This is a genomic window from Pseudomonas sp. JBR1, assembly GCF_028198185.1.
GTDB lineage: Bacteria > Pseudomonadota > Gammaproteobacteria > Pseudomonadales > Pseudomonadaceae > Chryseomonas > Chryseomonas oryzihabitans_E.
The window spans coordinates 1,785,114-1,811,154 of record NZ_CP116340.1 but is presented as its reverse complement, the minus strand read 5'-3'; the positions used below and the strand labels follow the sequence as shown (position 1 = coordinate 1,811,154).

Annotated in this window: 29 protein-coding genes, 1 tRNA gene and 1 riboswitch; of the genes, 15 read left to right on the top strand and 15 right to left on the bottom strand. The window is 57.4% G+C overall.

Features of this window, described 5'->3' with window-relative positions; translation table 11 throughout:
• The 8 genes from tolR (at window position 1) to PJ259_RS08340 (ending at window position 5,795) form a co-directional block, all read left to right on the top strand.
• Complete coding sequence (gene tolR / locus PJ259_RS08375; RefSeq protein ID WP_059315508.1) at window positions 1-447, top strand: protein TolR; 447 nt, start codon at window positions 1-3, stop codon at window positions 445-447.
• Window positions 447-1,550, top strand: a complete 1,104-nt coding sequence (gene tolA, locus PJ259_RS08370) for a cell envelope integrity protein TolA (protein ID WP_059315507.1) — start codon at window positions 447-449, stop codon at window positions 1,548-1,550. Before tolR ends, tolA begins: the two co-directional genes overlap by 1 nt.
• Window positions 1,547-2,845: a Tol-Pal system beta propeller repeat protein TolB gene (tolB, locus tag PJ259_RS08365; protein WP_059315506.1), complete on the top strand. Its 1,299-nt coding sequence runs from the start codon at window positions 1,547-1,549 to the stop codon at window positions 2,843-2,845. The genes tolA and tolB overlap by 4 nt, the downstream gene beginning before the upstream one ends.
• Before the next feature lie 59 nt (window positions 2,846-2,904).
• Window positions 2,905-3,426, top strand: a complete 522-nt coding sequence (gene pal / locus PJ259_RS08360; RefSeq protein WP_058791633.1) for a peptidoglycan-associated lipoprotein Pal — start codon at window positions 2,905-2,907, stop codon at window positions 3,424-3,426.
• A 6-nt stretch (window positions 3,427-3,432) separates the two neighbouring features.
• A complete protein-coding gene (ybgF, locus tag PJ259_RS08355) occupies window positions 3,433-4,260 on the top strand; it encodes a tol-pal system protein YbgF (protein WP_059315505.1) in 828 nt (275 codons plus the stop codon).
• A gap of 71 nt (window positions 4,261-4,331) precedes the next feature.
• Entirely contained in the window at window positions 4,332-4,982 is a 651-nt protein-coding gene (gene queE / locus PJ259_RS08350; protein WP_271655449.1) for a 7-carboxy-7-deazaguanine synthase QueE, read from the top strand.
• A 2-nt stretch (window positions 4,983-4,984) separates the two neighbouring features.
• Window positions 4,985-5,659: a 7-cyano-7-deazaguanine synthase QueC gene (gene queC, locus PJ259_RS08345; RefSeq protein WP_271655448.1), complete on the top strand. Its 675-nt coding sequence runs from the start codon at window positions 4,985-4,987 to the stop codon at window positions 5,657-5,659.
• A gap of 60 nt (window positions 5,660-5,719) precedes the next feature.
• Window positions 5,720-5,795, top strand: a tRNA-Lys gene (locus PJ259_RS08340).
• Window positions 5,796-5,971: 176 nt separating this feature from the next.
• On the opposite strand, the gene PJ259_RS08335 is transcribed toward PJ259_RS08340, so the two are convergent.
• From PJ259_RS08335 to PJ259_RS08320, 4 genes are all read right to left on the bottom strand, one after another.
• Entirely contained in the window at window positions 5,972-6,670 is a 699-nt protein-coding gene (locus PJ259_RS08335; RefSeq protein WP_271655850.1) for a site-specific integrase, read from the bottom strand.
• Window positions 6,671-7,098: 428 nt separating this feature from the next.
• Window positions 7,099-8,964: a MobH family relaxase gene (mobH, locus tag PJ259_RS08330; protein WP_271655447.1), complete on the bottom strand. Its 1,866-nt coding sequence runs from the start codon at window positions 8,962-8,964 to the stop codon at window positions 7,099-7,101.
• Between the two features lie 210 nt (window positions 8,965-9,174).
• Window positions 9,175-9,897: an anti-sigma factor family protein gene (locus PJ259_RS08325; protein ID WP_271655446.1), complete on the bottom strand. Its 723-nt coding sequence runs from the start codon at window positions 9,895-9,897 to the stop codon at window positions 9,175-9,177.
• A gap of 29 nt (window positions 9,898-9,926) precedes the next feature.
• On the bottom strand, window positions 9,927-10,439 hold the full coding sequence (locus PJ259_RS08320) for an RNA polymerase sigma factor (protein ID WP_027597937.1): 513 nt from the start codon (window positions 10,437-10,439) through the stop codon (window positions 9,927-9,929).
• Window positions 10,440-10,569: 130 nt separating this feature from the next.
• Between PJ259_RS08320 and PJ259_RS08315 the strand changes: the two genes are divergently transcribed.
• The 4 genes from PJ259_RS08315 to PJ259_RS08300 all read left to right on the top strand — a co-directional run bounded on the left by PJ259_RS08315 (window position 10,570) and on the right by PJ259_RS08300 (window position 14,089).
• Window positions 10,570-10,923, top strand: coding sequence for a DUF305 domain-containing protein (locus PJ259_RS08315; RefSeq protein WP_051398701.1), 354 nt, complete (start codon window positions 10,570-10,572; stop codon window positions 10,921-10,923).
• A 5-nt stretch (window positions 10,924-10,928) separates the two neighbouring features.
• Window positions 10,929-12,389 carry a YncE family protein gene (locus PJ259_RS08310; protein ID WP_037007585.1) on the top strand — a complete coding sequence of 487 codons (1,461 nt, stop codon included), beginning with the start codon at window positions 10,929-10,931 and terminating at the stop codon, window positions 12,387-12,389.
• A 32-nt stretch (window positions 12,390-12,421) separates the two neighbouring features.
• Entirely contained in the window at window positions 12,422-12,796 is a 375-nt protein-coding gene (locus PJ259_RS08305) for a COG4315 family predicted lipoprotein (protein WP_027597935.1), read from the top strand.
• A 129-nt stretch (window positions 12,797-12,925) separates the two neighbouring features.
• Window positions 12,926-14,089: a TDT family transporter gene (locus tag PJ259_RS08300; RefSeq protein ID WP_027597934.1), complete on the top strand. Its 1,164-nt coding sequence runs from the start codon at window positions 12,926-12,928 to the stop codon at window positions 14,087-14,089.
• 165 nt (window positions 14,090-14,254) lie between these two features.
• On the opposite strand, the gene PJ259_RS08295 is transcribed toward PJ259_RS08300, so the two are convergent.
• From PJ259_RS08295 to PJ259_RS08275, 5 genes are all read right to left on the bottom strand, one after another.
• Window positions 14,255-14,605, bottom strand: a complete 351-nt coding sequence (locus PJ259_RS08295; protein WP_027597933.1) for a DUF190 domain-containing protein — start codon at window positions 14,603-14,605, stop codon at window positions 14,255-14,257.
• Window positions 14,606-14,615: 10 nt separating this feature from the next.
• Window positions 14,616-14,999: a fluoride efflux transporter CrcB gene (gene crcB / locus PJ259_RS08290; protein ID WP_027597932.1), complete on the bottom strand. Its 384-nt coding sequence runs from the start codon at window positions 14,997-14,999 to the stop codon at window positions 14,616-14,618.
• A 107-nt stretch (window positions 15,000-15,106) separates the two neighbouring features.
• Window positions 15,107-15,167: riboswitch (Fluoride riboswitch) on the bottom strand.
• A 151-nt stretch (window positions 15,168-15,318) separates the two neighbouring features.
• Window positions 15,319-16,689 (bottom strand): IS3 family transposase, encoded by a 1,371-nt coding sequence (locus PJ259_RS08285; RefSeq protein WP_081049679.1) that lies wholly within the window; start codon window positions 16,687-16,689, stop codon window positions 15,319-15,321.
• 134 nt (window positions 16,690-16,823) lie between these two features.
• Window positions 16,824-17,177 (bottom strand): type II toxin-antitoxin system RelE/ParE family toxin, encoded by a 354-nt coding sequence (locus PJ259_RS08280; protein WP_027601713.1) that lies wholly within the window; start codon window positions 17,175-17,177, stop codon window positions 16,824-16,826.
• A 4-nt stretch (window positions 17,178-17,181) separates the two neighbouring features.
• Window positions 17,182-17,463, bottom strand: coding sequence for a type II toxin-antitoxin system ParD family antitoxin (locus tag PJ259_RS08275; protein WP_027601714.1), 282 nt, complete (start codon window positions 17,461-17,463; stop codon window positions 17,182-17,184).
• 122 nt (window positions 17,464-17,585) lie between these two features.
• On the opposite strand from PJ259_RS08275, the gene PJ259_RS08270 reads away from it, so the two are divergent.
• Complete coding sequence (locus PJ259_RS08270) at window positions 17,586-17,948, top strand: DUF3742 family protein (protein ID WP_037006957.1); 363 nt, start codon at window positions 17,586-17,588, stop codon at window positions 17,946-17,948.
• A gap of 26 nt (window positions 17,949-17,974) precedes the next feature.
• On the opposite strand, the gene PJ259_RS08265 is transcribed toward PJ259_RS08270, so the two are convergent.
• From PJ259_RS08265 to PJ259_RS08245, 5 genes are read right to left on the bottom strand one after another with little or no spacing between them, the layout of a single operon-like run.
• Complete coding sequence (locus tag PJ259_RS08265) at window positions 17,975-19,507, bottom strand: conjugal transfer protein TraG N-terminal domain-containing protein (protein WP_271655445.1); 1,533 nt, start codon at window positions 19,505-19,507, stop codon at window positions 17,975-17,977.
• Between the two features lie 22 nt (window positions 19,508-19,529).
• A complete protein-coding gene (locus PJ259_RS08260) occupies window positions 19,530-19,910 on the bottom strand; it encodes a hypothetical protein (RefSeq protein WP_155951366.1) in 381 nt (126 codons plus the stop codon).
• A 2-nt stretch (window positions 19,911-19,912) separates the two neighbouring features.
• Window positions 19,913-21,286 (bottom strand): integrating conjugative element protein, encoded by a 1,374-nt coding sequence (locus PJ259_RS08255; protein WP_271655444.1) that lies wholly within the window; start codon window positions 21,284-21,286, stop codon window positions 19,913-19,915.
• 17 nt (window positions 21,287-21,303) lie between these two features.
• Window positions 21,304-22,266: a TIGR03756 family integrating conjugative element protein gene (locus PJ259_RS08250; protein ID WP_271655443.1), complete on the bottom strand. Its 963-nt coding sequence runs from the start codon at window positions 22,264-22,266 to the stop codon at window positions 21,304-21,306.
• A complete protein-coding gene (locus tag PJ259_RS08245; RefSeq protein WP_271655442.1) occupies window positions 22,263-22,655 on the bottom strand; it encodes a TIGR03757 family integrating conjugative element protein in 393 nt (130 codons plus the stop codon). The genes PJ259_RS08250 and PJ259_RS08245 overlap by 4 nt, the downstream gene beginning before the upstream one ends.
• Before the next feature lie 293 nt (window positions 22,656-22,948).
• Between PJ259_RS08245 and PJ259_RS08240 the strand changes: the two genes are divergently transcribed.
• Together PJ259_RS08240 and PJ259_RS08235 are read left to right on the top strand one after the other, a co-directional pair.
• Entirely contained in the window at window positions 22,949-24,382 is a 1,434-nt protein-coding gene (locus tag PJ259_RS08240; protein ID WP_271655441.1) for an SEFIR domain-containing protein, read from the top strand.
• A gap of 161 nt (window positions 24,383-24,543) precedes the next feature.
• Entirely contained in the window at window positions 24,544-25,116 is a 573-nt protein-coding gene (locus PJ259_RS08235) for a hypothetical protein (protein WP_271655440.1), read from the top strand.
• 287 nt (window positions 25,117-25,403) lie between these two features.
• Here PJ259_RS08235 and PJ259_RS08230 read toward each other — a convergent pair whose 3' ends face one another.
• Complete coding sequence (locus tag PJ259_RS08230) at window positions 25,404-26,030, bottom strand: DsbA family protein (RefSeq protein ID WP_271655439.1); 627 nt, start codon at window positions 26,028-26,030, stop codon at window positions 25,404-25,406.
• Window positions 26,031-26,041 lie beyond the last annotated feature (11 nt).

The following is a 26,041-nucleotide window of genomic DNA, read 5'->3' as shown; positions in this document are numbered from 1 at the left end:
ATGGTCCCTCGCCGCAAGAAACGCAAGCCCGTCGCCGAGATGAACGTGGTGCCCTACATCGACGTGATGTTGGTGCTCCTCGTCATCTTCATGGTGACGGCGCCCATGCTCAACCAGGGCGTCAAGGTCGACCTGCCCAAGGTCGACAGCCAAGCCCTGCCGCAGGACAACGACAAGCAGATCCTCACCGTCTCGGTGAAGGCCGACGGCACCTACTACTGGAACGTCGGTTCCGAGGTGGATACCGATCAGAAGGCCAAGTCCTCTACGGCGGTGTCCCTCCCACAACTGAGTCAGCAGGTCGGTGCCATCATGCGTCAGCGTGCGGACACCCAGGTGTTCATCCGGGGTGACAAGGCCGCCAACTATGGCGTCGTCGCTGGCGCCATGGGTGCCTTGCAGCAGGCCGGCGTGCCCAACGTCGGGTTGATTACCGAGGCGCCTTGATGCGACACCGCGAGCGTTCGTCGTCCGAAAGTTATTTCTGGCCGGCCATCTGGGCAGTCGCCCTGCATGTGCTGATTTTCGGCCTGCTGTTCGTCAGCTTCGCCTTCACGCCTGAATTGCCCCAGTCGCGCCCGGTCGTCCAGGCGACCCTGGTCCAGCTCAAATCCAAGAGCTCGGCCCAGGTCCAGACGGAGCAGAAGCTGGCCGGTGAGGCGAAGAAGACCGCGGCCAAACAGTACGAGCAGGAACAACTGGAGCAGCGTCGCCAGCAACAGGAAGCCCAGCGTGAAGCGGCGGCGGCCAAGGCGGCTCAGCAACAGAAGGAAGCCCAGCAACAGGCCGCGGAACAAAAGAAAGCCGACGACGCTCGAAAGGCGCAGCAAGCGGAAGCGGCGGCCAAGGCCGCCGAAGCCAAGGCTGAGGCTGAGAAACAGTCCGAAGCCGCCAAGGCGGCCGCAGAGGCCAAGCAGGCCGCCGAGCAGAAGAAGCAGGCGGACATCGCCAAGAAGAAGGCCGACGAAGCTGCCAAACAGAAGGCAGCCGAGGAGGCGGCGAAGAAAGCCGCAGCAGAAGCGGCCAAGCAGAAGTCGGCGGAAGAAGCCAAACAGAAAGCTGCGGCCGAAGCTGCCAAGAAGGAAGCGGCAGCGGAAGCGGCGAAGAAGAAAGCGGCTGACGACGCCAAGAAGAAGGCCGCCCAGGCGGCTGCTCGCAAGGCAGCGGAAGACAAGAAGGCGCAGGCACTGGCCGAGCTGTTGTCCGATGATACCCAGCGGCAGCAGGCACTGGCCGAAGAGCAGGGCGACGAAGTGGCATCGAGCTTCGATGATCTGATCGTGCGTCTGGTCAGCGAGCAGTGGACGCGTCCGCAGTCGGCGCGCAATGGCATGAGCGTCGAGGTGCAGATCAACATGCTGCCGGATGGCACCATTACCAGCGCGACGGTGACCCGCTCCAGTGGCAACAAGGAATTCGATAATTCAGCGGTGTCGGCCGTGCGTAACGTCGGTCGTATCCGTGAGCTGCAGCAGCTGGATCGCAAGACCTTCGACCAGCTGTACCGCCAGCGCCGCATGATCTTCAAACCGGAGGACCTGAGTCTGTGAACACCCTGATCCGTTACATTCTGCTGGGCCTGGTCCTGGTGGTGGGCTCCGCCCAGGCGGCCGATCCGCTGGTGATTTCCAGCGGTAGTGATCGCGCCATCCCGATCGCCGTCGTGCCCTTCGGGTGGCAGGGTGGTCAGCCGCTGCCCGAGGACCTGGCCAACATCGTCAGCGATGACATGCGCAATTCGGGCGTGTTCTCGCCGATTCCGCGCCAGAACATGCTGAGTCAACCGACCCAGGCCAGCGAAGTCATCTTCCGTGACTGGAAAGCCCTGGGCGCCAACTACGTGCTGGTCGGCAGCGTCGTACCCAATGGTGGTCGGCTGCAGATCCAGTACGCGCTGTTCAACGTCTCCACCGAGCAGCAGGTCCTCACCGGCAATGTCGGCGGCAGCACCGATCAGCTGCGCGACATGGCGCATTTCATCTCCGACCAGGCCTATGAAAAGCTGACCGGCGTGAAGGGCGCCTTCTCGACGCGCATCCTCTATGTCACCGCCGAGCGCTTCTCCGCGACCAATACCCGCTACACCCTGCAGCGCGCCGACTACGACGGTGCTCGCTCGGTAACCCTGCTGCAGTCTCGCGAGCCGATCCTGTCGCCGCGCTTCGCGCCGGATGGCAAGCGCATCGCCTATGTCTCCTTCGAGCAGCAACGCCCGCGCATCTTCATGCAATACATCGATACGGGTCGTCGCGAGCAGCTGACCAACTTCGAAGGCCTCAACGGTGCCCCGGCGTTTTCGCCTGATGGCAATCGCCTGGCATTCGTGCTGTCCAAGGACGGCAACCCCGAGATCTACGTGATGGACCTGGGATCCCGTGCCATCCGTCGTGTGACGAATGACTCCTCCATTGATACCGAGCCGTTCTGGGGCAAGGATGGCCAGACCATCTACTTCACCTCCGACCGCTCCGGCAAGCCGCAGATCTACAAAACCGGCGTTAATGGCGGAGGCGCTGAGCGCGTGACTTTCGTCGGCAACTACAACGCCAACCCGAAACTTTCGGCGGACGAAAAGACCCTGGTCATGGTGCATCGTCAGGAAGGTTTCACCAACTTCCAGATCGCTGCTCAGGACCTTCAACGCGGCTCTGTTCGGGTACTTTCCAACACCAGCCTGAACGACTCGCCCACTGTTGCGCCCAATGGCACCATGCTAATCTACGCCACCCGCCAGCAGGACCGAGGCGTACTGATGCTTGTATCCATCAATGGTCGCGTCCGGATTCCTCTTCCCACCGCCCAGGGTGATGTGCGCGAGCCTTCCTGGTCTCCTTACCTGAACTGACGGCTAATTAGAAAAGTCCTTAGATACACCAACATTGCGGTTCTTTTAGGAGTTACATGATGGAAATGCTGAAATTCGGCAAGTTCGCTGCACTGGCTCTGGCCATGGCCGTCGCCGTGGGCTGTTCCTCCAAGGGCGGCGACGCCTCCGGTGAAGGCGCTGGTGCTGGCGCTGGCGCCGGTGCTGTCGACCCGAACGCTGGCTACGGCGCCAACGCCGGTGCCGTTGACGGCAGCATGGGCGACGAAGCCGCTCTGCGCGCCATCACCACCTTCTACTTCGAGTACGACAGCTCCGACCTGAAGCCGGAAGCCATGCGCGCTCTGGACGTTCACGCTCGCGACCTGAAGGCCAGCGGCCAGCGCGTCGTTCTGGAAGGTCACACCGACGAGCGCGGTACCCGCGAGTACAACCTGGCACTGGGCGAGCGTCGTGCCAAGGCCGTTCAGCGCTACCTGGTACTGCAGGGCGTGTCCCCGGCTCAGCTGGAACTGGTTTCCTACGGTAAAGAGCGTCCGGTTGCCGTCGGTCACGACGAAGCTTCCTGGGCTCAGAACCGTCGCGTTGAGCTGAAGAAGTAATAAACGATGTCCAAGCGCCTGCAGTTCTTGATCGCCCTGACCCTCGGTGTACCGGTTGTCGCCGGGGCTCAGGTTCCCGTACAGGATGGTAGCTATGGCACTGCCCAGTCCGCTGGGCAGGCTTATGGCGGTGCAGGCGCGACCAGTGCCGGAAACGGGGCTCCCGTTTCCGGTATGGGTCAACTGTTCATGCAGTTGCAACAGATGCAGGACGATATCGCTCGCCTGCGTGGCCAGGTCGAGGTTCAGGAAAACGAGATCCGCCAGCTCAAGCAGGAAGGATTGGATCGTTACCAGGATCTGGATGGCCGAATTTCCCAGCTTTCTTCCGCCCCTGCCAACGCAGGTGCTGGAGCCGCTGGAGGTGCCGCCCAGGGTGGTGCCATCGCGGCCAACAACACGCCGACTCCGCCTGCCTCCGCAGGTGCACCGGCTGCCAGTAGCGAACCGGGCGATCCGGCGAAGGAAAAGCTGTACTACGACGCTGCCTTCGATCTGATCAAAGCCAAGGATTTCGACAAGGCCAGCCAGGCGTTCAATGCGTTTCTGCGCAAGTATCCCAACAGCCAGTACGCGGGCAACGCTCAGTACTGGCTGGGTGAGGTGAATCTGGCCAAGGGTGATCTGCAGGCTGCGGGTCAGGCCTTCGCCAAGGTCAGCCAGGCCTATCCCACCAGTAACAAGGTGCCGGATTCGCTGTACAAACTGGGTGGCGTCGAGCAGAAGCTCGGCCGCACCGACCGGGCCAAGGGCATGTACCAGCAGGTCATCAGCCAATATCCCGGAACCTCCGCTGCGCAGCTGGCGCAGCGGGACCTGAAAAGCCTGCCCTAGCGCAGGCTTTTTTCTTCTATCTACCGCAACGGAGGCGGATGGCCTGTGTAGCCGTCACGCCCGTGGCTTCTATGCAAAAAGATACCTTACGTCTTACCGAAATCTTCTATTCGCTCCAGGGTGAAGCCCGCACTGCCGGCCTTCCCACGGTCTTCGTCCGCCTCACCGGCTGCCCACTGCGCTGTCAGTACTGCGACACGGCCTATGCGTTCACCGGTGGCGAGATCCATCACCTCGATGCCATCCTCGAGCAGGTCGCCAGCTACCGCCCGCGACATATCTGCGTAACGGGCGGCGAGCCACTGGCCCAGCCCAATTGCCTCAAACTACTTGAGCAACTCTGCGATGCAGGCTACGAGGTGTCCCTGGAAACCAGCGGTGCCCTGGATGTCAGCGGGGTGGACGTTCGCGTCAGCAAGGTGATGGACCTCAAGACCCCGGCATCGGGCGAAATGGGGCGCAACCTTTACGCCAACATCGCTCAGCTCACACCGAACGATCAGGTGAAATTCGTCATCTGCTCGCGTGAAGACTACGACTGGGCCGTTTCCAAGCTGATCGAGTACCGCCTGGACCAGCGAGTGGGGGAAGTGTGGTTTTCGCCCAGCCACGGCCAGGTGGTGCCCCGCGAACTGGCGGAGTGGATCGTGGCGGATAACCTTCCCGTGCGTTTTCAATTGCAACTGCACAAGATTCTCTGGAACGACGAGCCGGGACACTAAGCATGAGTCAGCCTAAAGCGGTCATCCTTCTCTCCGGCGGCCTCGATTCCGCCACCATCGTCGCCATGGCAAAGGCTCAAGGCTTCGCCTGCTACACCATGAGCTTCGACTACGGCCAGCGGCACAGAGCCGAACTGCAGGCGGCCGAGCGCGTAGCTCGCCAGCTTGGCGTGGTCGAACACAAGGTGATCGGCCTGGACCTCAATGGCATCGGCGGCTCAGCGCTCACCGATCCGGATATCGCCGTGCCGGAAACGCCTGGCGAGGGCATTCCCGTTACCTATGTACCGGCGCGCAACACCGTGTTCCTGTCGCTGGCCCTGGGGTGGGCCGAGGTGCTTGGTGCTCGTCATCTCTTCATTGGGGTGAACGCGGTGGACTATTCCGGCTATCCGGATTGCCGACCGGAGTTCGTCGAGGCCTTCGAGCGCCTGGCCAATCTTGCCACCAAGGCCGGCGTGGAAGGGGATACCTTCAAGATAGAAGCCCCGTTGCAGTTCCTGTCCAAGGCGCAGATCGTCCAGGCCGGCACCGACCTGGGTGTGGACTACGGGCTGACCGTGTCCTGCTATCAGGCCAACAGCGGAGGGGAGGCCTGCGGCCGTTGCGACAGCTGCCGCCTGCGTGCCGACGGCTTCAAGGCAGCCGGAATTTCCGACCCCACCCGCTACCAGTAAAAAAATTTTATCTAGGGTGTTGATTATCCAGAGAAAATCGCTAGAATGGCGGCCACTAACGGGTCGTTAGCTCAGTCGGTAGAGCAGTTGGCTTTTAACCAATTGGTCGTAGGTTCGAATCCCACACGACCCACCATCTTCACCAGAAACCCTCCGCAATGGAGGGTTTTTGCGTTTCCTCAGCTCAGACAAGCAGCCGTCTGTGGCGGAATCTAGCCTCGTGGTTTGATGATGTCAAACTGAATCAACTGGCGCCCGGAGCCTGGCACAAACTGGTCTGGGCGCCATTTCGCTTTGTATTCCGCTGCTCAGCTATCCACGTCTTACTACCGCTGTAAGCGGTCGTGCCCCGTTGCTGATCCATTCTGCGAGCTGATCGAACGCTTCTAGTGTGGCAGGTCCTGTGATGCTCGCCGGTTGCTGAAAGGGCAGGGAGGAAGGCTTGGGTGGATCTAGTCGTTGCTCCTGGTGCTGCCGGGCGCTGTAATCAACTCGAACGATCATGTTCTTCGGTACCTTATCGGCACGTTCTTCCAGCACATGACGCATCTGGTGTGGATCCGTCTCGATGTATTCCATCGTGGTAGCGATACTGGAGTGGTTCAGTAGGGCCTTAGCTACGTGGATATTACGATCAGCTTGTCGCATCAAGTCAGACGCCAAGGTGTGCCTGAACCGGTGGGGAGTCATCCGAGTCCCTACCATGGCCGTGAGCTTTCTATACATTGCTTCAATCTGATTGATATCCATAGTTTCTCGTCTGTAATGTGAGGAGAACCTATTGACATTAAATAGTTGGTCCGTGGCTTTGAAGTGCAAAGAATCTGCCCATGCTGCAATGCGGTCTATGTGCTCATAAAGAGGGCCAGGAATTGGTAGGAGAAATTCTTTGTGAGTCTTATCTCCTTCGCTTCTAATATAAATGGTTCTGCGTCTTAAGCAGATGTCTCGCCTCTGTATGCTCAATAAAGAGTTTAGACGTATCCCGGTGTAGTGAAAGGTCTCGTACACGGCTAGCCAGAACCAAGCAGGGGTTATGCTGCTGCGTTCGCCTGACACCCGTTCTATCTCTTGAAGTCTGATCAGCTGGTTGCGACCCTGGGTAATGGCCTCGTGAGGTACGGTCTTCTTCCGCTTCCTAGGCGGAACTACAGAGGTGTCGGTAAAGGGGTTTTTCCGGATGCTCAATAAGTCCTGAGAAATGGCATAACTAAAGAGTGTTCTGAGATGGCTTGCGTACGTATTCCAACTGCGTTTGGCCAGTCCGGAATCTAGAGCCTCTTTGCGCCAGATCAGAATGTCGCGATGATGTAACTTCTCCAGTTCGACGTCGTCACCGAATCTGCGATTTAGTGCTCGGGCCGCTGCTAGATATATAACTCTAGTCGCTGGTCTGAGGTCGTGAGTTTCGTTGTATTCGCTAGCGATATCAATGATATTCAACTTTCGCTAGCTCCTGTGACCTGCAATCGCAGACTTACATTATCGAAGGGCGGATGCGTAAAGATCGCAGTAGGGTCCTCCAGCAGATAGCCTTTAAGCGTTTTAGATTTTCGCGGGCCGATGACCTCGCATATCCAGATATTCAGATTGTCCGCTGTCTTACGATTAGTTTTGAGCTTTTCAAAAGCTCGTTGGACCAATTGCCAGGCTTCAATTCCACGCGCCTTGGCATCCGCATGTATGTGAGGATGCTCCAGGACATAGCGCTTGAATAATCCCGGGCTAACAAGAAATGCGGTGCCATCCACTGTGTGAATCAGTGCCTTGGCATCGTTAATCACCAGCTTGTGTGAAAGCACGCCTTGCCTTGTCCATGCTACAAAAGCCTGACCGAGATCAGCTGCGTTCGTAGACGAAATAGGTGCCTTAGCTAAGTGCTCGGTGATGTGGTCAGTAAAGCCGTCTTCGACAGCGTCAGGAAGTGGCCGATGGGTTGGAATTGCGGCAGATGGAGCCGCCTCACCAAAGAGTTCATCTGCTAGCGCAAGGGTCTCGTCCATGGAGTCTAAACCGGTCTGGAATGCGGGCGGCGGCAGTGTTTCGGATGAAGGCATCTCTTGTGAAGATGTGACATGTGTCACATTTTGTGTTAGCGGAAATGCTGGCCCAACGCTACCACTCACTTGTTCAGGCCGCTGCTGATCTGGCTCTGCGCCGTCTGGCTGCTCGAGTGTAAGTGTGCCGGTAAAGGGAGCTGGTCGATCTGCAGGATCTGGCCAGATCAGTGCAGGAGAAACCTTGAGTAAGGTGAAGGTGTTCTTCCAGCCGTGGCCCGTGTCGATCGTTGCCTTCCAGATAGCCTTGTCCTGAGCATTGACCTGGATGATGGCCTGGTCCTGGATTAGGTTGAAGAACGGGGCGTTCGATGTGGGGATACCTTCTACGCCTTGGGAGAGCATCAGTGCCCGCAGCTGGTCTGAGGCAGGCTTGCTGACGAGCCATAGCGCATCCTGGGTCAGCCACCCGTCCGAGGGCCCTTCTGGCTGGTTCAGCTTGAACTTCTCAATGACCAGGGTCCGCAACCCATCGGCCAGCTGCCGCTGGATCGAGTTCCTGGGGGCCTCCATCGCACGTTGCGGGTTGGCACCGAGCTCCTGGGCGACACTCGCCTGGTCGGCCTGGACGATCATCTCGCCCAGTACGCCAGCGTGCTGGCATTGCCCGGCCAACACGAAGATCAGCGATGACCATAGCTCACGGTAGCCACTGAGCCAGTCCAGCACGTGGGGAGGCAGCACCTGGAAATAGACGAGTGCTGAGGCAGCGCCATGAAGCTGATAGTCGCGACCTTTGACGTACCTGAAGCGGTAGGGCTTCTCAATGCGACCGTGCCAGGGATGCCATGGCTTGCCGTCCTCGAGGACGACCTCGATGTCGACGGCGATCTTGCCCAAGTCGTGGAGGAGGGCGCCGTAAGCTACCGCTGCTGACCACGCCTCCGCCTGGGCTGCTTGGGATTCGGGCGGTGCGCCGATGGGTAGGAGGTAGTTCTGCCTGATCTTCAGTGCGTAGGCGACGATTTCCAGCCCGTGATCGAGCAGGCCCCCGGGATAGGCGTGGTGGTGGTTCTCCGAAGCGGGAAGCTGCTGGACCAAGTCAGCGTAGCGCCCGAGAGGATCCCGATAGAGTGAGGCGAACTGCTCGCTGGACAGCGACGTCCGCTGCCAGATGTTCTCCATGAGCTTCTGCCGGCGGGGGAGCGCCAGGAGATCCTGGCCTGCAGACGGCTGGGTGAAGCCCTGTTTGCTGGACCCTGCAGGCGCAGAGGGTGGGGCTTTCTTCCTGAAAAAGAGATCGAACATGGCATGCCCTTGGTAATTCTTGGGCCTGCGTTGTCGATCAGCAGCGGTAAGCGAACAATGGTAAACCGCTATCACTACTCGGAAGGTTGGGGCGGCATATGGCTACTATGGCCGGAAGCCTGGGTACCCTTTGCTCTTCGCAGCCATGAAATGACCCCCAAATGTTGGACAGGGTTGGTTTCAAGCAACGAGCACTGGTCTGAACGGGAACTAGAGAGGTGGCCTCTGCGAGATCGCCTCACGCAAGGTATCAAACGATGCTTCGCTAGGACTCACCAACGCAAAGTTGTAGCCCTGTCCTGACCAATAGTCAGCCGTAACATCGCTTTCCCTACGAGATCCGTGGCCAACGTCGCGCTGGCTGTTGGGATGCCGCACATAGAAGATCACTTGGCGCCCTTTCGTATCCCGGTAGAGCACCATCGCGGCGGCGCCGGTGTCCGTGGCCATGAGACGACCACCCACTGAGATCAAGCCGAAGCGCTCCAGGTTAGGGAGGGCGGGCGCCTGCACAAATGTCCTTTCAAGCCAATGCTGAATCGCACCGTCCTGGCCGGTTACATCGACTGGCGGCCGCCCCTCGGCGCTCGCAAATAGTCGATAAGCCTCCACGGCATCCGCCATTGGAACGTGCGCCCGCCGCAGCATCGATTCCCGTGCCTGCCACCCTAAGCCGCTACCCAGGCCTAACGTCAGCACTAGCGAAGCGAGATAAGTCATACGTCTTTTACGTCTGGCGACTATCCGGTGTCGCACGACTGCTGGCATAAGGTGTGTCGGTAAAGGCTCAAGCACGGGAGAAAAAATCAGCCGTAGCCGACGATTCTGCTCGCGGATATCAGCTACCCGTGCGGCATCTTCCGGATGGGTTGCAAGATAGCGCATCACCTCCTCGTGCCGCAGCGCATCCAACTGATTGTCGGCATAAGCCATCAACTCTTCAGGAGTAGGAGGTCGATACATCATTTCAATACTCGCAAAGCGGCGGTAGCCAAAGGACTTTCGTGGATCTGTCTCAAGGCCGCGCGTGCCCGCGCCAAACGAGACATGACGGTTCCCAGTGGAATGCCAAGCGCCTGTGATACATCGCGATAGCTCATGCCTTCCACCGCGACCAACAGCAGCAGGGCACGCTGTTCGTCATTGAGTCTCTCAAGATTCGTCAACGCTTCTTGATCCAGATAGATCGTCTCAGCCGAAGGCTCAACCGGGACCTCTTGGAATCCCAGCCACTCCAACAGACGACCATAGCGGCGCTCACGACGTCGGCCATCAACGAATTGGCGGTACAGGATGGTGAACAGCCAGGCTCGCACATCACCGGCGGGACAGCGCGTGTTCCCATGCGTAAGCGCCCGTTCTAGACAACTCTGGACCAAGTCATCGGCGCTGGCTTCGTGACGAGTAAGCGATCTTGCGAAGCGACGCAGAGACGGTAGTAGCTGAGAAAGCATGGCGTCATCAAGCATGGACATTCCCCTGGTATCGCTGACAGACGCTTGAGCTGACCTTTTATTCCCCACAATTTTTATTTTTGTAGGTATGGAATAACCCAGACCGTACAAACGTCTGCATTGGAAACTCACCAGTCTGCTGGAGCGCCACGTGTTTTCAGTCAAACACCCGTTGTTGGCAGTCACCCTTCTGGTGCTCGTGCTTCCCATTGCCTGGGCCGAACCTGATAGCAGCGCCGCCACGGCGCAGGCCGACAACCGTCAGGCCATGGATCAGATGATGGCCGCGATGCACAAGCCCAGCAGTGGCAACGTAGACCGCGACTTTGTGACCCAGATGACGGCACATCACCAGGGTGCGATCGAAATGGCACGGATCCAATTGCGGTATGGCCATAACGAACGCCTACGCCGTCTGGCCCAAGAGATCATTGTCACCCAACAACAGGAAATCGCCGTCATGCAGCAGGCGCTTTCTGAATTGCCCGCCTCTCCAACTCGGTAATCCTCATGCCTCGATTGTCGCTCACCCCGCTCGCCGCTGTGTTGTTAGTAATCTCCTGCACCGCTTCAGCCGGTCAAGTTCCGCGTGCTGCTGCACAACCGGACATCACGATTAGTTCCCAAGACCGTGTGTATACGGCGGAGCAGTTCTCCAACACGGTATCGGTGATTGATCCCAGCACGGAAAAATTGCTCGGCGTCATCACCCTAGGCGACAGCCAACCCAAGAACTTGAGTCCTTTGTACAAGGGCGAGCTACTGGTGCATGGCTTGGGATTTTCGCCAGATGGGCGAACCTTGGCCGTCGTAGCGATAGGCTCGAACTCCGTGTCCTTCATCGACACCGCCAACAACCAGGTGAAGGGTAAAACCTATCTGGGTCGCGCGCCTCATGAAGCCTTTTTCACCCCTGACGGCAAAGAGCTCTGGGTCACGGTACGGGGCGAGGACTATATCGCCGTGATCGACCCGGTGACTTTCAAAGAGAAGACGCGAATTGGCGTACCGCCAGGCCCTGGCATGCAGATCTTCTCCCCTGATGGCCGCTATGGCTACGTCTGCTCCTCGTTCACTCCGGAAACCGTAGTGGTTTCGGTTGCCGAGCATCGAATTGTTGGCCGCGTCGCTCAGGCGAGTCCCTTCTGCCCCAACATCGCTGCGTCTGCAGATGGCCAACAGGTCTGGCTCACCCTAAAAGATGTCGGTAAGACCCAGGTGTTCGCAGCCAAACCGCCGTTCAGCTTGATTAAGACGCTTGATACTGGCGCGATCACTAATCACGTCAACTTGGTTCGCAATGCCCGCGGAAGCTTCGCCTATGTAACGGTAGGCGGAGAAAATCGAGTCAAGGTCTTCCGAACCGATGATTTCAGCCAAGTCGCCAGCATTCCTGTTGGCGCTTTGCCCCACGGTCTCTGGCCGTCAGGAGATGGCACGCGGTTGTACGTGGGACTAGAGAATGCTGACAGTGTGGCCGTCATCAATACGCTGACCAATAGCGTTGAAACCACTGTACCCGTGGGGCAGGCGCCCCAGGCTTTGGTCTACGTTCCCCGCGCCGCTACCCAGGGCGCTGGGCTGGCAAATCTTAAGCCGTTAGGGAGCGCCGCCAAGAGTATTCAGATCGCCCTGGCTCCGCCGGGTCAACACGAACGTCATACCACTCAGGTGACACTTTTCGACCAGGGCTTGACTCAGGTCCTGCAGGCCTCGGTTACGGGCCTGGTGGCCAAGCAGCCCTATGTACTAGCGTTGGCTCGTCATGCAGACGGTAGCGGCGCTCTTGAGTCTCTCGCCGCTTTTCAAACCAATCCCGCCGGCGCAGCTATCGTGAATGCGGTAGGACCGATACGCCAACTGGTTCAGCAATCCCAGGCGGATGAACAGCGCTACCTCGTCATCGCACCTGGTGCAGCCGATGCGCCAGGTGCTCCCGTGCAAGTGCAAGTGCTCCAATCGAAATACTAATAACCAATAACCAATAACCATCGAGGTCCAGCATGCTCAGACAAGTGTTGATTGCCACTGCCATTTTCTCCATGACAGGGCTGGCCGTGGCGGCCACGCCCGCCAAGGTTGGCGACACCACCTTGGGTAAGGTGCTTGTGGATGAAAAGGGTATGACGCTTTACACCTTCACCAAGGACAGCGAGGGTAAGTCCGCCTGCAACGGCCCGTGCGCCAAGAACTGGCCGCCGCTGATGGCACCGGCAGGGGCCAAGAGCGGTGACGGCTATACCGTAGTACAGCGTGAGGATGGTAGCCAGCAATGGGCCTATAAGGGGCAGCCACTCTATACCTGGGTAAAGGACAGCAAGCCCGGTGAAACGACCGGTGAAGGTGTCAATCAAGTCTGGCACGTCGCGAAGCCTTGATCGTGGAGCAGTCCCTGCGGACAGCGGGGACTGCTTATCTATTTAGTAGATTACTTTTTATATCATATTCAATTTTTCAGATAATCGAGCCGGGCTAGACTGTTTGCATTCTTCAGCGGAGCTCACCTCATGACATTAAAGGATGCTATAGCCCTGCGCACCGGCGGCAAGCCGCTCAGCCAGCTCAAGCAGCCGCTCGAAGTCGTTCGCCAGTTCACCCCCAACTGGTTTGCGGCAACGATGGGCACCGGTATTTTGGCAATCGCCTTAGCGAGTTTTCCCGCGTCGGTACCCGGCTTGCGTCTGATCGCCGAAGGACTGTGGCTGTTCAACATTTTGCTTTTCGTTCTATTCAGCGGCTTGTATGCCGCTCGCTGGATCTTGTTCTACAACGAAGCCAAGCAAATTTTTGCCCACTCCACCGTATCGATGTTCTTCGGCACCATTCCGATGGGGTTGGCAACAATCATCAACGGGATGCTGATCTTTGGGCTGCCACGATGGGGTGAGGTGGCTGTCACGATTGCCACCGGACTTTGGTGGGTCGATGCGGCCATGGCACTGGTTTGCGGAGTAGCGATTCCGTACCTGATGTTTACTCGTCAGCAGCACAGCATCGATCAAATGACGGCGGTATGGTTGCTACCTGTGGTAGCCGCCGAAGTGGCCGCTGCCAGTGGCGGGCTGTTGGCACCGCACCTAGCCGATGGCGGGCACCAATTCACCGTGCTGGTGACCAGCTATGTGCTTTGGGCCTATTCGGTACCTGTCGCCCTAAGTGTCCTCGTGATCCTGCTATTGCGGATGGCACTGCACAAGCTGCCTCACGAGAACATGGCTGCATCGAGCTGGTTATCGCTTGGCCCCATTGGTACAGGTGCGTTGGGTCTGCTCGTGATGGGCAGCGACGCGCCGGTCATCTTCGCTGCTCACGGTATGGCCGGAATTGGCGCCGTCGCGCAGGGGCTAGGCGTAATTGGCGGGATCCTACTATGGGGACTCGGCTTGTGGTGGATGAGCCTTGCCATACTGATCACGCTGAAGTACGCGCGCCACGGCATCCCTTTCAACCTGGGATGGTGGGGTTTTACTTTTCCACTGGGCGTCTATGCCGTCACGACGCTACGTTTGGGAAGCACGCTTGGGTCAGGTTTCCTTACCGTCTTCGGTGCCTTTTTGGTCGTCGCCTTGACTGCTCTGTGGGCGGTGGTCGCGGGACGCACCCTAGCCGGTGCCTACCGCGGGACGCTGTTCGTCTCGCCTTGCATTGCTCATCTGCAACCACGCAAATGAGGTCGATTAGGTGGCGCCTCGCTGAGCAACGCTACCAAGCTAGGACCATCAGCCCACTCTCTACGACGAGTGAGCTGATGAGTCCGCAAATGGGGCTCAGTGAAAGCCATCCCTTGATGCCGTTGGTTACCGCGGCCGCCTTAACCGATTCAAAGGTGCGTCAGCTCAGGACGAGGATGACTCTGTCTCTTGGGAAGGGCGGTGGCGTCCTACCGTGCCAATCTCGGCAGGCGTCTTGATGTAGAACAGTGCCAAGTCTTCCGATTCGAGGCGTTGAAACAGCATGTCGTGTTGAATTTGAGTCAGCGCCATCGTTACCTGGATGGGCTGATCGGCAAGCTCAAAAAAATGAGCGGAGTGGCGTTTTCCATCTTGGCCAAAGCCTTCAGCCGCCACTGACAACGTTGCGCCACTTAGGTGAAGCTCTTTAGCAAGATCCAGAAGCCAATCTCCAATCTGCTGATGTTCATGGCGACGATTTTGTTCGGTATAGAACGTAACGAGATAGTCGTTCATGCTATTGCCTTTAGCGTGGGTGCAGCAGGTTGATGGTCAAGATACCCAGGGCTGTCATGCACAGGGACCCCACGACATGAACGCTGATTGCAGTCAGCGCCATGAGCAGCCTTCCTTGCTGGATTAGCATCAGTGTCTCAGCAGAAAACGTCGAGAAGGTGGTTAAGCCGCCGCAAAATCCGGTGATCAGAAACAGCCGCCATTCAGGCGCAATCCCGGGCCAAGCAGCGAAGATGGCTACGGCCATTCCGATGATGTAGCCACCTACAAGATTCGCAACGACCGTCCCAGGCGGGAGCGACGGGAACCAGGCATTTAGCTTCAAGCCCAGTATCCAACGGAGCCAGGCACCCAAGGTCGCACCGAGTGCGATGGCTATGAGCGGCTTCAGCATGGAACGTCTCCCAAGGGGAATGGAAGACTAGGGGCCGGGGAGGGATATGGTCGGTGCATAGCGCTGTCCTCGAAAAAGACAGGGCGCACCTACGCACCCTGCCAAGGGGTTACGTAGGCATCATCAGCACGAGGCGGTTTGAGGAGGAATGCCATCTCCTTAGCGGATCATAGCAGCGCAGCAGATGACTTTGAAGATGGCTCGTTCTTGAAGCCGACATGCCTGCCACTGCTTATTGAGACCCGGAGCATGCCTGCACTCCTCAAACGCCGAGGGTCTAGAAACCGATCGACTCTGCGGTAGCTATGAGGCAAACGTCCTATTCGTCACAGGTATTCACAGCTTTCGCTATTGCCAGACGATATTCAGCTGGACTGCGCCCACCCAGTGCCAATTTGATTCGCTCCTTATTGTAGTAGTCGATATAGGCCCGAATTGCTACTGCCAGCTCCTCTACGCTTGAGAACCTGTTGCAGTGGAAAAGCTCAGATTTTAGTACTGCAAAAAAGCTTTCCATTGCCGCATTGTCGAGGCAATTGGCTCGCCTTGACATACTCTGAGTCAGTCCATGCTGACGGATCAGCTGTTGGTAGGCAGGGTATTGATAGTGCCAGCCTTGATCGGAATGGATGAGCGGTTTCTCATGAGGCCGAAGGGTCTTCAATCCGTCTTTCAACATACGTAAGACCATCTCGAACGATGGGCGCTCACTTATCTCGAAAGCCACAATTTCCTTATTGAAGAGGTCAAGAATCGGTGACAGGTATAGCCGGTTTTGATTGACACGAAACTCCGTTATGTCAGTCGCCCACCGCTGATTGGGCTGCGGTGCGGTAAAGCGGCGTTCCAGCAGGTTAGGCGCCACGCAGGACTCCGGCCCTGTGAATGGACGATAGCGACGGCGTCGCAGCGTGCACTTTAACGACATTTCGCCCATCAGCCGCTGTACTGCCTTGTGATTGATCTGCTGCCCCTGATTGCGTAGCGCCTGCGTGATGCGGCGATAGCCATAGCGACCCCGATGATGCGCGAACATCGTCCGGATGCTCTCTTTGCGGGCACCTTGTTTGTCTGGTTGGCGAGTGACCTTGAGGTGGTAGTAGAAGCTGCTTCGAGGAAGACATGCTCCCTGAAGAAGCGCATCAAGTGGATATCGTGACCGCAACTCCTGCACGATAAGTGCTTTCTGCTGATTGTCCAGGTCACTGTCCTTGAGACCCAAGCTCATGGCTTTGCGCAGAAAGGCGTTTTTGACCTGCAGATAGGCAACCTGCTTTTCCAGCTCTCGGACTGGGTTTGCGATGTGGGGCTTGAAAGCGGATGGATCTGGAACGGGAAGAAGGGGCAAGGAGTCACCTCTGCGTTTGCTGGCCAACCCCTCGATACCATACCTCTGCCACGCATCGACCCAGCGCTGCATTTGGGAGCGATTGAGACTAAATCGCTCACTAGCCCGTCGGATTGATAGGCCTTCGACGATCTGTCGCACCACCTCGATCTTGAAATCGATGCTGTGATAACGATAACGCTTTTGTAGAGCCGCTTTTCCGTGATTGGCATAGGCGCCAATCCATCCTTTTACCTGCACCACGCTGACGTCATGCACCCTAGCGAGGTGGCCGTAGCTGCAATCGCCCTTTTGGTACTGAGCGACGATCTTCAATTTGAACGCTAGAGAGTACTTGGGCATGGTACGCCTTCAAGGCAGCGTCCAACTTTCGGGGGTCATTTCACCAGCGGCGGAGCCCTTTCTGGTAGGGCTTTTACCCTTAGAGCCCCCTTCCATTCCCCCCCCCTTTGCTCCGGCCCATTTGGCCCTTTCGGTTACCGGGGGCTGGCCAGATGTTCCTTGGGCTCCATTAGGTCGTGCAGCAGCCGCACTATCTCGATGACGTCGTCAGCCGCGATCCGGTAGAACACCACATGACGAGGCTGGCCGACGCGCTGCTCGGACGGGATACCCCTTTGGGCATGGGCCAGGTGGAGGCTGCGCAGGCCCTCGTGCAGCTCATCGCGGGCGCGACTCACAGGCCCATAGGGATCGGTTGCAATCAGATTGAAGCTGCCTACTAGCAAGCTCTGGTAGCGCTTCCGGGCCGCTGAGCCGAATTGCTGAGCGGAATACACCAGGATGTCGGCCAGGTCCTGTCGGGCCTCGACGGAGATACGGTACTTCATCGGTTCAGTGGCCTATGCGGCTGTCTTCAACCGACAAGCCTTCCAGGTACTGCTCCAGGTCCCCCCCGTTCACCTCGTCGAATCTTCCCTGCTCCAGCTGCTCGAGGGCTGAGCCCGTGGCGTTGCGCAAGGCCTCGACCTTGGCCGAGACCATAGCCTCTTGCTGAATCAGTAGGCGGAGCCCATTGCGTACCACCTCGCTAGCGTTTTGGTAGCGGCCGCTCGCGACCAAGCGATCGATCTCGTAAGAGAGGGGGTCTGGGATGACGATATTTCGGGTCGGCATGACAACTCCAGGTGGAGGTGAAGGTGATTGGCATCTTATGCCATGGCACTTGCGGCGTCATCAATTGCGACGTATAAGTGCCACCATAGAGCCATCGCGCTCCATGGAATGAGGCAGTAGCCATGACCACTCGCAAACCGGGATCTACCGAAGACTGGACTCACCTTGGAAAGCTGGATACGAGCCGTTTGCTCGTACGGGCTGAAGGCGCCATTTGGACCGGTTTGGCTGCGGTGGGTGTTCCGGCCGGCATCATCAAGGTGTTGAAATGGACGGTGCGTGCCTTCGTCCTGGCTGCTGCAGCCGTCTACTCCTTGTATTTGTTCGTCCCCCTCATCCTCATCTGCCTAGCTTTGTGGCTGTTCGCTCAATCGAGCGGGAGATACGACAAAGTTCGCCATGATGATGAGCCTGCCTACGGCGTAGAGCGGAATGTTTTCGGGCAAACGAAGGGCTGGTTCGAGGACGATAGCAAGTACCTCTAATGTCGTAGAGGTACTTGCTGTGATAGTTACAAAATGCTTTTGGTGAGAGTGTTTACACCTTTAGCGCCTGCCTCATGAGCAGGCTTAGTACCTGTAACCAACCCATCCGCCAAAGATCCTATCTTCGCGCCAGTCCAGCTCATCGCTGTGATCCAAAACGCCGGCAGCACCAAGAACATCGTGCCCATCACGAAGTCCAGCAGCAGGTCGCCCTGGGCGTTGTTCATGCCCATCATGATGTTGAAGTTCAGATGGGGTGAGGCACCCATGATGTTGCCGTACAGTGCGTCGAGAATCGTGCTGTCGACCCAGCGGGCCAGCTGCAGCCAGAAGTCGACAAAGATCAGTGCGAACTGGGCGAAGGTCAGCGTCATGGCAACCTTCAAATCATAGGTGCCCAGCACCAGCACGATGGGGATGCAGATGATGAAGGCCATCTTCAGGAAGGCCAGGACCATCGGCGCAGCCTGACGAACACTGTCGATGGCCGGGTACATCGCTAGCGATCCCACTGCCTGACCTGCAGTGGCTGCGACGCGCGAAATGCTGCTGCCGATGCTGCCGCCTACCTGGCCACCGTAGTCTCCATAGACCTGCCCTTGGGTCAGTACCTGCTTGCGGGGCGATACCAGGTCGCGGATCACCTGGTCTTCTACCTCTTGCTGGTTCATCAGTTTCGCCCACTGGGCCAGCTGAGTGATCAGGCTGGGCTCCACCGCCGCCAACAGCCGTGCACGCAATCCGATTGTGCCGTCAGACCACCACTGCGAGCACGTTGGGTAGCCGCCGCCCCCGGTGGTCTCGGCCAGTCCCGCATCACGCGTTTTGTCATAGGGCCAGGCCTTGCGCGGTGTGTGTGAGCGAAACCCTGAAGCACCATCGCTGTAGTAGCCGCTGGTGCTCAGAAAGAATTTCGAGCCAATCCAGCTGACATCTTCGAACTGCGAGGCGGACAGGTTCGGCTGCGTCATGAACAGCTTGGCTCGGGCCTGGGCGTAGCAGTCATTTGTGAAGTCCGCGACCTCCTGGGCCAGCAGCGGATTGCCGATCCTGGTGGCGTTCACCTCCATGCGTAGCTGTTGCAGATCCAGTCCGCATGGAATGCCGGCGACCGCACCTGCAGTAAAGCCCTTCGAAAGAGCATGTACCACTGCCCACCAGATGGGAATCCGGGCGCTCTTGGCATTGAGGGTGCTGAAGCTGGTGCCCCACCCCGTCTCGGATGGCTTCAGCACGTCGACCTGACACTGCTTGGAGCGTGTCTTATCGTACTCAAGGGTGGAGAAACTCAGCACCGAGTTCGGCAAGGGCATGAGCCCGAGCATGATGACGAAGATGGCGACATAGAATCGGTTTTCGATCCGCGCCAGGCTCAGCGCCCCCTTGTTGCCCTCGTCTTGGCCTTCGCCGCGGGCGCGCAACCACTCCTGAATGACGATGGCAGCAAAGGGCGCAGCGAATAGGCCGGTGCTTCCTATCAGATCCCAGATAGCGCTATTGATCAGCCAGCCCACCAGGGTCAGGTAATACTCGAGGTAGTCGTTGGTGTAGAGAACCATGGGTGTCTTTCTCTGCGTGGCGCTACAGGTGGAGTTGCAGTTCGTAGAGCGCAATGACGGCTATCGCCAACCACTCACAACGGGCCAGGCGCCCGGCACCCTCTGGCAGCGTTCGCAACCGCTGGCGAACGGGCCACCAGCCGGCTGCCAAGGCTGCATACACGATCAATCTCCAGACCTGCAGACCGCTACGGTGGGCCTCTGCCCACTGCCGGTAACCCGCAACGTCGCCAAACAGCTGTTGGATCAGCAGACTGCTGGCCAGCGCCAGCAGCACCGTGGTGAGCAAGATCACCGCCACCCATGCGGAGCGCTTCAAGCCGCCCTTGGCGAGTCGTAATACCGGGCTCTGCTTCCGCTCACGGTTGATCTGCGAACGACTATCCGAAGAAACATTGCTCATGATCACTCGCCCTTCTTGACGGGGTTTTCGACGCGATCCAGCCGGTTCGGCATGGGGTCGCCCTGGAAGATGGTCTTGGAAGCATCCTTGCGCAGCGCAGCGCGCTGCAGGATGGTGGTGGGCGAATTGCCGGCCAGCTCCCGGCGCATGTCCAGCTCGGTCTTGAGGTTCTGGATCTCGGCCTGCAGGTTGGCGGCGTTCTGGTCGACCTGCGTCTGGGCGACCTGGTTGGCGGCGACGTTGGGCTCCTGACGGCCAGCGGCCAAGGTACGAACCAGCGACAGCGCCTTCTCGATGACATCTGCCAGGGACACCTCGGACACAAGCCGCTTGGCCAGTACGTCCTGGTCCTGCTCGGTGCGCAGCGATTCGATGATGCCGCGGGTAATCGGGATGGAGTTGCTACCGGCCGCGGCCAGGTTCTCAGCTGTCATCGGCTGGGTGCCGGCGATCAGCGCATTCACCGCCTTGAGCTTGGTGTCGTAGGTTTCCTGAATCAGCGGGGTGAGCCCGACCCCGGCCTGGGTCACGGTCTTCTGGCAGTTGTCGCAGGTCTGCTGCTGTTGCTCGCCCAAGACGCGGGTGGCGAAGGTCGCGGCCTCCTGCGGCGACGACCAGGTGCTGCAGACGAGACCGCCGTTGCAACTGCTGGCCGGGATCGAGCCGGTAGCGGTGGGTGAGCGGCCACTGAGCATGTTGTAGCCGGCCTTGGTGACGTCGCCGACCACCTTGATAGGCTGCTGGCCGCTGCCCCCGGCTTTGCTCCCGCCGACCCAGGTGACGCCCTCATTCCCGCTCTTCTGCTCGACCTGGTTGATTGCGGCCACCGCATCAGTGGTGCCGGCAGCGGCCGACTTCATCGCTTCACCCTCGGCGAGCTTGTTCCAGCCGACCTGGCCGCCGGCGACATCGAGCATCTTGTCGCCGATCGCGCGGCAGGTGCCCTTCGAGCGATCAAAGTCCAGGCGTGCCTGGCCAATGCCGTTGGTGATGAGGTTGTACAGCCCCGGGTTGGCGCGCTGCAGGATCAGGCCGGGAAGGGAGCCTACCGCGGCGGTGGCGTTCTGTATCACCGAACTCATGATGGTCTGGAAGCCCTGAGTGGCCCCGTTGAGCTGGTTCTGCAGGGTGTTGGTGAGGCTCATGTTTCCGCAGATCAGGTTGGTGTTCCAGCCACCCCCAATCTGGATGCTGTCCATGTTGCCGACGCTGCCCATCGACACGGCATTGCCGCCGCCGATGCTGTAGAGCACGTCGTCACCGATGACGCTGCCCTGGGACTGCACACGGTAGGGTTCGGCTGCCTGGACAGCGTTGCCGAGGAGAAGGCCAGCCAGGCAGGTGCTGGCCAGCAGGGTAAGGCGAGTAGTGTTCATGATCGACGGCTTCCTGATCATTGAAAGTCGGTGCTGCCCAGGAAGACCTGGCCTTCACGCTTGCAGCAGCTGTAGGGGCGCCACAGCGCCCAGGCATAGGCGCCCACGGCGTCCTGGACGTGTGGGCCCGGGTTGGGGAAGGCTGCGCAGCTCTGGCTCAGCGTGGGCGTGAGCTCCTGCCACTTGCCTGTGGTGGCATCGCCCTCAAGCAGCTCGCCTGCAGGCCAGTAGCCGTCCTCGGCCTGGGCCAGCAGCGACTGGTAGACGTGGACCTGGCCGGAGCGCGTGACCACATCGCCGGCGCGCTGCGCCATTACCGCCGCGGCCTTGTAGTCATCGGGCTGATGCAGGAATCCACTGCGCGGATAGACGCTGCCCCACAGGTCGCCGGACAAGGTGCCGCCCACTTCGCGCTTGCCCGGGATAAGGGCCTCCGGATAGACGACCTCGGGGATGCCGTACCGCCAAGCCAGGTAGTCGTAGTTGCTCAGCAGATACGGCATGTAGGCGGTACCGGCGCCCTTGCAGACATAGCCAGAGCCGCTGGCGAACTGGCTGAACGCGTAGCCGCCCGGGTGGCCGATGACATCCGTGTTCTTGAAGCGCGCGCTGATGGTGGTGTTGGCCTGGGTCGCGCTGTCGCCCGGGTCATTGCCGCCGGCGGCGACACTGCTGACGGGGCTGAAAGAGGCCATCTCCGTCCATGGGTTCTCGCCGGTATTGGCATAGCTGGACACCACGGCATCGGGCACGAAGTGGCGTACCTTGGCCGAGGTCTTCACCTTGCATCCGTATGGGGTGCAGAACAGCCAGTAGCAGATGCCGACCACCTTGTATTCGAGGCAGTCGGGCGAGAGCGAGGACGACACGATGGTTGCGGTGGTGACCGCCGCGGTGGCCTGCAGGCTGGTAGCCAGCGGGATCGCCAGGGCAAGGCGCCGTAGACGTTGCACAGATCCGCGTGAAGAGGGGCGGCTCATCGTCCGCTGCTCCGGTAGCGCTCGATGCTGGCCACGGCGGCCGCCACATCAGGCTGGCCATAGACCACATACCGACGATCCACCACGACTGCTGGCAGCTTGGCCACGCCCAGGCTCCAGGCATCGGCTACGTCCTGGTGCGCCTTGGCGAGGTCACGTCCCAGCTGCTGGGCGGAGGCCGAACGCATCCGCTGCTGCATGATGGCTACGGCCTGTCGCGGATCCGCCGGCAGGCCTTCGGAAAGCTGCTGCTCAAAGCGCTCCGGGGCATCCAAGAGCACAACCCGTGCGCCGGTGCTGTTGATTAGGGGATGAGCGGCGTCGGAGATGGCCAGCACATCCGCTGTGGCGGAGGAGATGCAGCAGGTCGCTAGGACAAAGCCCAACATGCGGGCTTTCAGGCCTGCTGGGACGGTAGAGGGAAAGATGGACATACGCGGTACCAGGCAGAGAGGTGGCTGGTACAGGAAACGCGATCAGGAGGGCTGGGTCAGCGCGAAACCATATCCAGGTCGCTGGAGGTTAAAAACGGGGTGGTGTATTTCTTAGTACAGGTCATCTTGGTGCGCGATGCTTATAGGTAGGCCCTAGAGCGTCTTGGCATAGCGCATGCTTTCTGAGGCATTGGTTCTAACTCTCCGCTATTATCAGTGCGAAGCCATCCAAGAGGCGGTAAATTCAAATGGAAATTGTTGCTCCCAAACTTTTCATTTCCTACAGTTGGTCGACGCCTGAACATGAGCAGTGGGTGCTTGATCTTGCTACAGAGCTGGTAGAGTCTGGCGTAGATGTAAAGCTCGATAAATGGGACCTACGTGAAGGTCATGACTCAGTGGCGTTCATGGAGCAGATGGTTACAGACTCAACTATCAAGAAAGTGCTCATCGTATCTGATAGGGTCTACGCTGAAAAAGCGGACGGCAGAAATGGCGGCGTCGGGGTCGAGACGCAGATAATTTCCCGAAAGATTTATGAAAACCAGTCTCAGGATAAATTTGTTGCGATTCTTCCTTGTCGGGATGAAAACGGAAAGGCCTATCTGCCTACTTACTATAATAGTAGGATCTATATAGATCTTAGTGATGCAGATCGTTATAGTGGTGAGTTCGAGAAACTCTTGCGCTGGATATTTGACAAGCCCCTCTTCGTCAAACCAGATATAGGCAAGCGTCCCTCTTTTCTTGAGTCTAACGATTCCGTATCCCTAGGAACAGCTACCTCTTTTAAAAGAGCAAGTGATGCTATTCGTAATGGCAAGATTCATGCTGATGGCGCATTAGACGAATATCTGACTGTTTTTACCGAAAATCTTGAGCGTTTTAGAATTGAAAGCTCAAGCTCGATTGAGTTCGATGATAAGGTTGTCGAAAACATAAGTGAGCTGAACGAAGCCAAGAACGAACTTCTTGGTTTGGTACTAATTGCTAGTCAATATCATATGTCAGAAGGTTTTATTCATAGAATTCATAGGTTTTTTGAAAGGCTAATTGATTACACGGATGCGCCTCGGACTGTCGGTAGCTATCGTAGCGTAGATTTCGATAATTATAGATTTCTTCTGCACGAAATTTTTTTAGGGGTCATCGCAATTCTTTGCAAGCATGAAAAATTTTTGGAAATTAACTTATTGTTAGAAACGCCCTATTACTCTAGCAATAGAAGCCATAGGTATGGTGGTGCGGTTGGAACGTTTAGGCTTTTTTTAAATAGCATTGAATCACTTGATTATCGTAATAAGCGGCTGGGCCTAGGCAAGGCGTCGTTACGCGCTGAGATGATAAAGGATAGGTCAAAGCATTCCTGCATAGATTTTACCTCTATAATGCAAGCAGATTTCATTTTATATTTGCGGGCTGAGTTTCAAAAGGATGGCTGGTGGCCGATAACTCTAGTTTATGCTGGCCACCAATATTCGCCTTTTGAATTGTTTGCACGATCTAGCTCTAAAAAATACTTTGATCGTATGAAGGTTATTTTGTCAGTTTCCGATAAGCGAGATATTGATGCCTTTATCGACGATGTCGATAAGGGGGGCAGAAGGATCCCATCGTCAGGATGGGACAGGTTTTCGCCCAAAAATCTAATGGGTTACGATGACCTATGTACGCGTCCTTGATGCGCTCCTTTAACATTCGATAAATGTTTTGCCGGTTTCTAAAGATGTCGAAACTTAAGATCCGAAATTCTGCAGGACACGATTTAATGTGTCGTGACAGTTTTTAGGTCTAAATATTGAATAATGATATAGGTATCTTTTTTTACCTTTAAGGGGGTGTAATGAATGATCGCTTGTTTCGGCTTTTAGGCCTGATGTTTGGATATTTGGCTTGGTTGCTATTTATAATTTTATTAGTGGGTAGATTTTCTTCGCTTGTCATTGGTGGAGCACTAGTGAGTTCTGCATCTATCCTGTTTGTGATTTTTATTCGGGCAAAGATTCCTCGATTTCACAAGGGAATGTCCATTATCTTGGTTGGCCTGACCATTACTGTGTTTTACAATTTTTTAGTTAGAGGCGATGTGGCATGCTTGCTTGAATCTATCAGGAGCCCAGCATGCGAGTTTAAGTTTGCAGACGAGAATGATTGGGTTTGGGTCAACACGATAGACATGATGGTTCAGCTTTTGGTAATCGCGTGTGGTGGAGCAGGAGGCAGCCTGATTGCAGCATATGCTGATACATTTGCCTCAGATCAAGATCGATCACCTGTGTATGAAGACTCTGGCTCTAAAATGGAGCTAATCAGACTGCAAAAACAAATGAGATCGTTAGGTCGTAAGGTGAGTGTTGTTATTGTTCTGCTTGGCGCTCTTCTTCTTTTGTTTTTCGTCTGCCAAGTGATTTTATAACTATCTAAAGATCTTTTTTAAGGTTTTAGGGCTCATCGATTAGTTTGTGGTTTATGTTGTGATGGGATTTGCTGTTTTGGTATCTTTTAGCGTTGTCAAGGGTCGCTATTTAAATGATGTTTGGTATTGGTCGGGGCGTTCGATTTCTTAATGCGCTCGCGTCGATGGAGTTCAGCGTCAATCATTCTAGCAAGATAGTTTAGTCGACTATTAAATCGTTCTAATGCGCGATCTGGCAAGGTCCTAAGCCAAGAGGAAATATCGGAAAATAGTGATTCCGTTTTCATTTATTTGCGCGCCAACCAATCCATGGCCGATAGCATGCCGGCATCGTCCAGCAGAGCCGAAAGCCGGATCGTACGACCAGACCGATTATCACGGAGCTCGAAGGTCGGGGTGGCATCGATCCGCTTCTGCGCTGCGGTTGCGGTCTGCTCAGCGACTACCCTCCGCACTGTCGTATTGTCCTGGATGCACGCCTGCAGGTGCTGCAGCGATACGGCTGGTTGCAGTCCCAGTTGATCGATCGGGACTGCCAGGCCGGCGCCGTTGCCGCGGCTGTGCTGGTGAACCGCTTCGACCGCCTGCCAGAACACCGGATTGCCGCCCAGCCAACCGGCACACGTAACCAGGCGTGCTTCCCGCTGCGCTGCTTCGCCGTGCATGGGCAGCGGCAGGTGATGCCACTGCCAATTCAGCACTCCGTGTCGATCAATCAGCTGCTTGACCCGGGGGTAGGCTTCCTTGCAGTAAGGGCATTCCAGGTCGCCGTACTCGATCAGCGTGAAGCGGGTTTTGGCAGCCCCATAGATGAACGTCGGTGGCTCAGGAGTAACTCGTGGCTCTACTGCTGCGAGCCATCCAAAGAGGTGCCATAGGACATAGAGCAACACGGCCAGCAGTATGAGAGCCATTGCCGCTGGTT

Excerpts from the sequence above, each read along its gene's own strand:
- PJ259_RS08320 (WP_027597937.1), bottom strand. The coding sequence starts at position 10,439 with ATGTCCATGCTTGATGACGCCATGCTTTCTCAGCTACTACCGTCTCTG.
- PJ259_RS08235 (WP_271655440.1), top strand. The coding sequence starts at position 24,544 with ATGAATGATCGCTTGTTTCGGCTTTTAGGCCTGATGTTTGGATATTTG.
- queE (WP_271655449.1), top strand. The coding sequence starts at position 4,332 with ATGCAAAAAGATACCTTACGTCTTACCGAAATCTTCTATTCGCTCCAG.
- PJ259_RS08310 (WP_037007585.1), top strand. The coding sequence starts at position 10,929 with ATGCCTCGATTGTCGCTCACCCCGCTCGCCGCTGTGTTGTTAGTAATC.
- PJ259_RS08265 (WP_271655445.1), bottom strand. The coding sequence starts at position 19,507 with ATGGTTCTCTACACCAACGACTACCTCGAGTATTACCTGACCCTGGTG.
- PJ259_RS08245 (WP_271655442.1), bottom strand. The coding sequence starts at position 22,655 with ATGTTGGGCTTTGTCCTAGCGACCTGCTGCATCTCCTCCGCCACAGCG.
- tolA (WP_059315507.1), top strand. The coding sequence starts at position 447 with ATGCGACACCGCGAGCGTTCGTCGTCCGAAAGTTATTTCTGGCCGGCC.
- PJ259_RS08260 (WP_155951366.1), bottom strand. The coding sequence starts at position 19,910 with ATGAGCAATGTTTCTTCGGATAGTCGTTCGCAGATCAACCGTGAGCGG.
- PJ259_RS08230 (WP_271655439.1), bottom strand. The coding sequence starts at position 26,030 with ATGGCTCTCATACTGCTGGCCGTGTTGCTCTATGTCCTATGGCACCTC.
- PJ259_RS08300 (WP_027597934.1), top strand. The coding sequence starts at position 12,926 with ATGACATTAAAGGATGCTATAGCCCTGCGCACCGGCGGCAAGCCGCTC.
- pal (WP_058791633.1), top strand. The coding sequence starts at position 2,905 with ATGGAAATGCTGAAATTCGGCAAGTTCGCTGCACTGGCTCTGGCCATG.
- PJ259_RS08275 (WP_027601714.1), bottom strand. The coding sequence starts at position 17,463 with ATGCCGACCCGAAATATCGTCATCCCAGACCCCCTCTCTTACGAGATC.
- mobH (WP_271655447.1), bottom strand. The coding sequence starts at position 8,964 with ATGTTCGATCTCTTTTTCAGGAAGAAAGCCCCACCCTCTGCGCCTGCA.
- PJ259_RS08270 (WP_037006957.1), top strand. The coding sequence starts at position 17,586 with ATGACCACTCGCAAACCGGGATCTACCGAAGACTGGACTCACCTTGGA.
- queC (WP_271655448.1), top strand. The coding sequence starts at position 4,985 with ATGAGTCAGCCTAAAGCGGTCATCCTTCTCTCCGGCGGCCTCGATTCC.
- PJ259_RS08240 (WP_271655441.1), top strand. The coding sequence starts at position 22,949 with ATGGAAATTGTTGCTCCCAAACTTTTCATTTCCTACAGTTGGTCGACG.
- ybgF (WP_059315505.1), top strand. The coding sequence starts at position 3,433 with ATGTCCAAGCGCCTGCAGTTCTTGATCGCCCTGACCCTCGGTGTACCG.
- tolR (WP_059315508.1), top strand. The coding sequence starts at position 1 with ATGGTCCCTCGCCGCAAGAAACGCAAGCCCGTCGCCGAGATGAACGTG.
- PJ259_RS08295 (WP_027597933.1), bottom strand. The coding sequence starts at position 14,605 with ATGAACGACTATCTCGTTACGTTCTATACCGAACAAAATCGTCGCCAT.
- PJ259_RS08255 (WP_271655444.1), bottom strand. The coding sequence starts at position 21,286 with ATGAACACTACTCGCCTTACCCTGCTGGCCAGCACCTGCCTGGCTGGC.
- PJ259_RS08305 (WP_027597935.1), top strand. The coding sequence starts at position 12,422 with ATGCTCAGACAAGTGTTGATTGCCACTGCCATTTTCTCCATGACAGGG.
- PJ259_RS08280 (WP_027601713.1), bottom strand. The coding sequence starts at position 17,177 with ATGAAGTACCGTATCTCCGTCGAGGCCCGACAGGACCTGGCCGACATC.
- PJ259_RS08325 (WP_271655446.1), bottom strand. The coding sequence starts at position 9,897 with ATGGCTTATGCCGACAATCAGTTGGATGCGCTGCGGCACGAGGAGGTG.
- crcB (WP_027597932.1), bottom strand. The coding sequence starts at position 14,999 with ATGCTGAAGCCGCTCATAGCCATCGCACTCGGTGCGACCTTGGGTGCC.
- PJ259_RS08285 (WP_081049679.1), bottom strand. The coding sequence starts at position 16,689 with ATGCCCAAGTACTCTCTAGCGTTCAAATTGAAGATCGTCGCTCAGTAC.
- PJ259_RS08250 (WP_271655443.1), bottom strand. The coding sequence starts at position 22,266 with ATGAGCCGCCCCTCTTCACGCGGATCTGTGCAACGTCTACGGCGCCTT.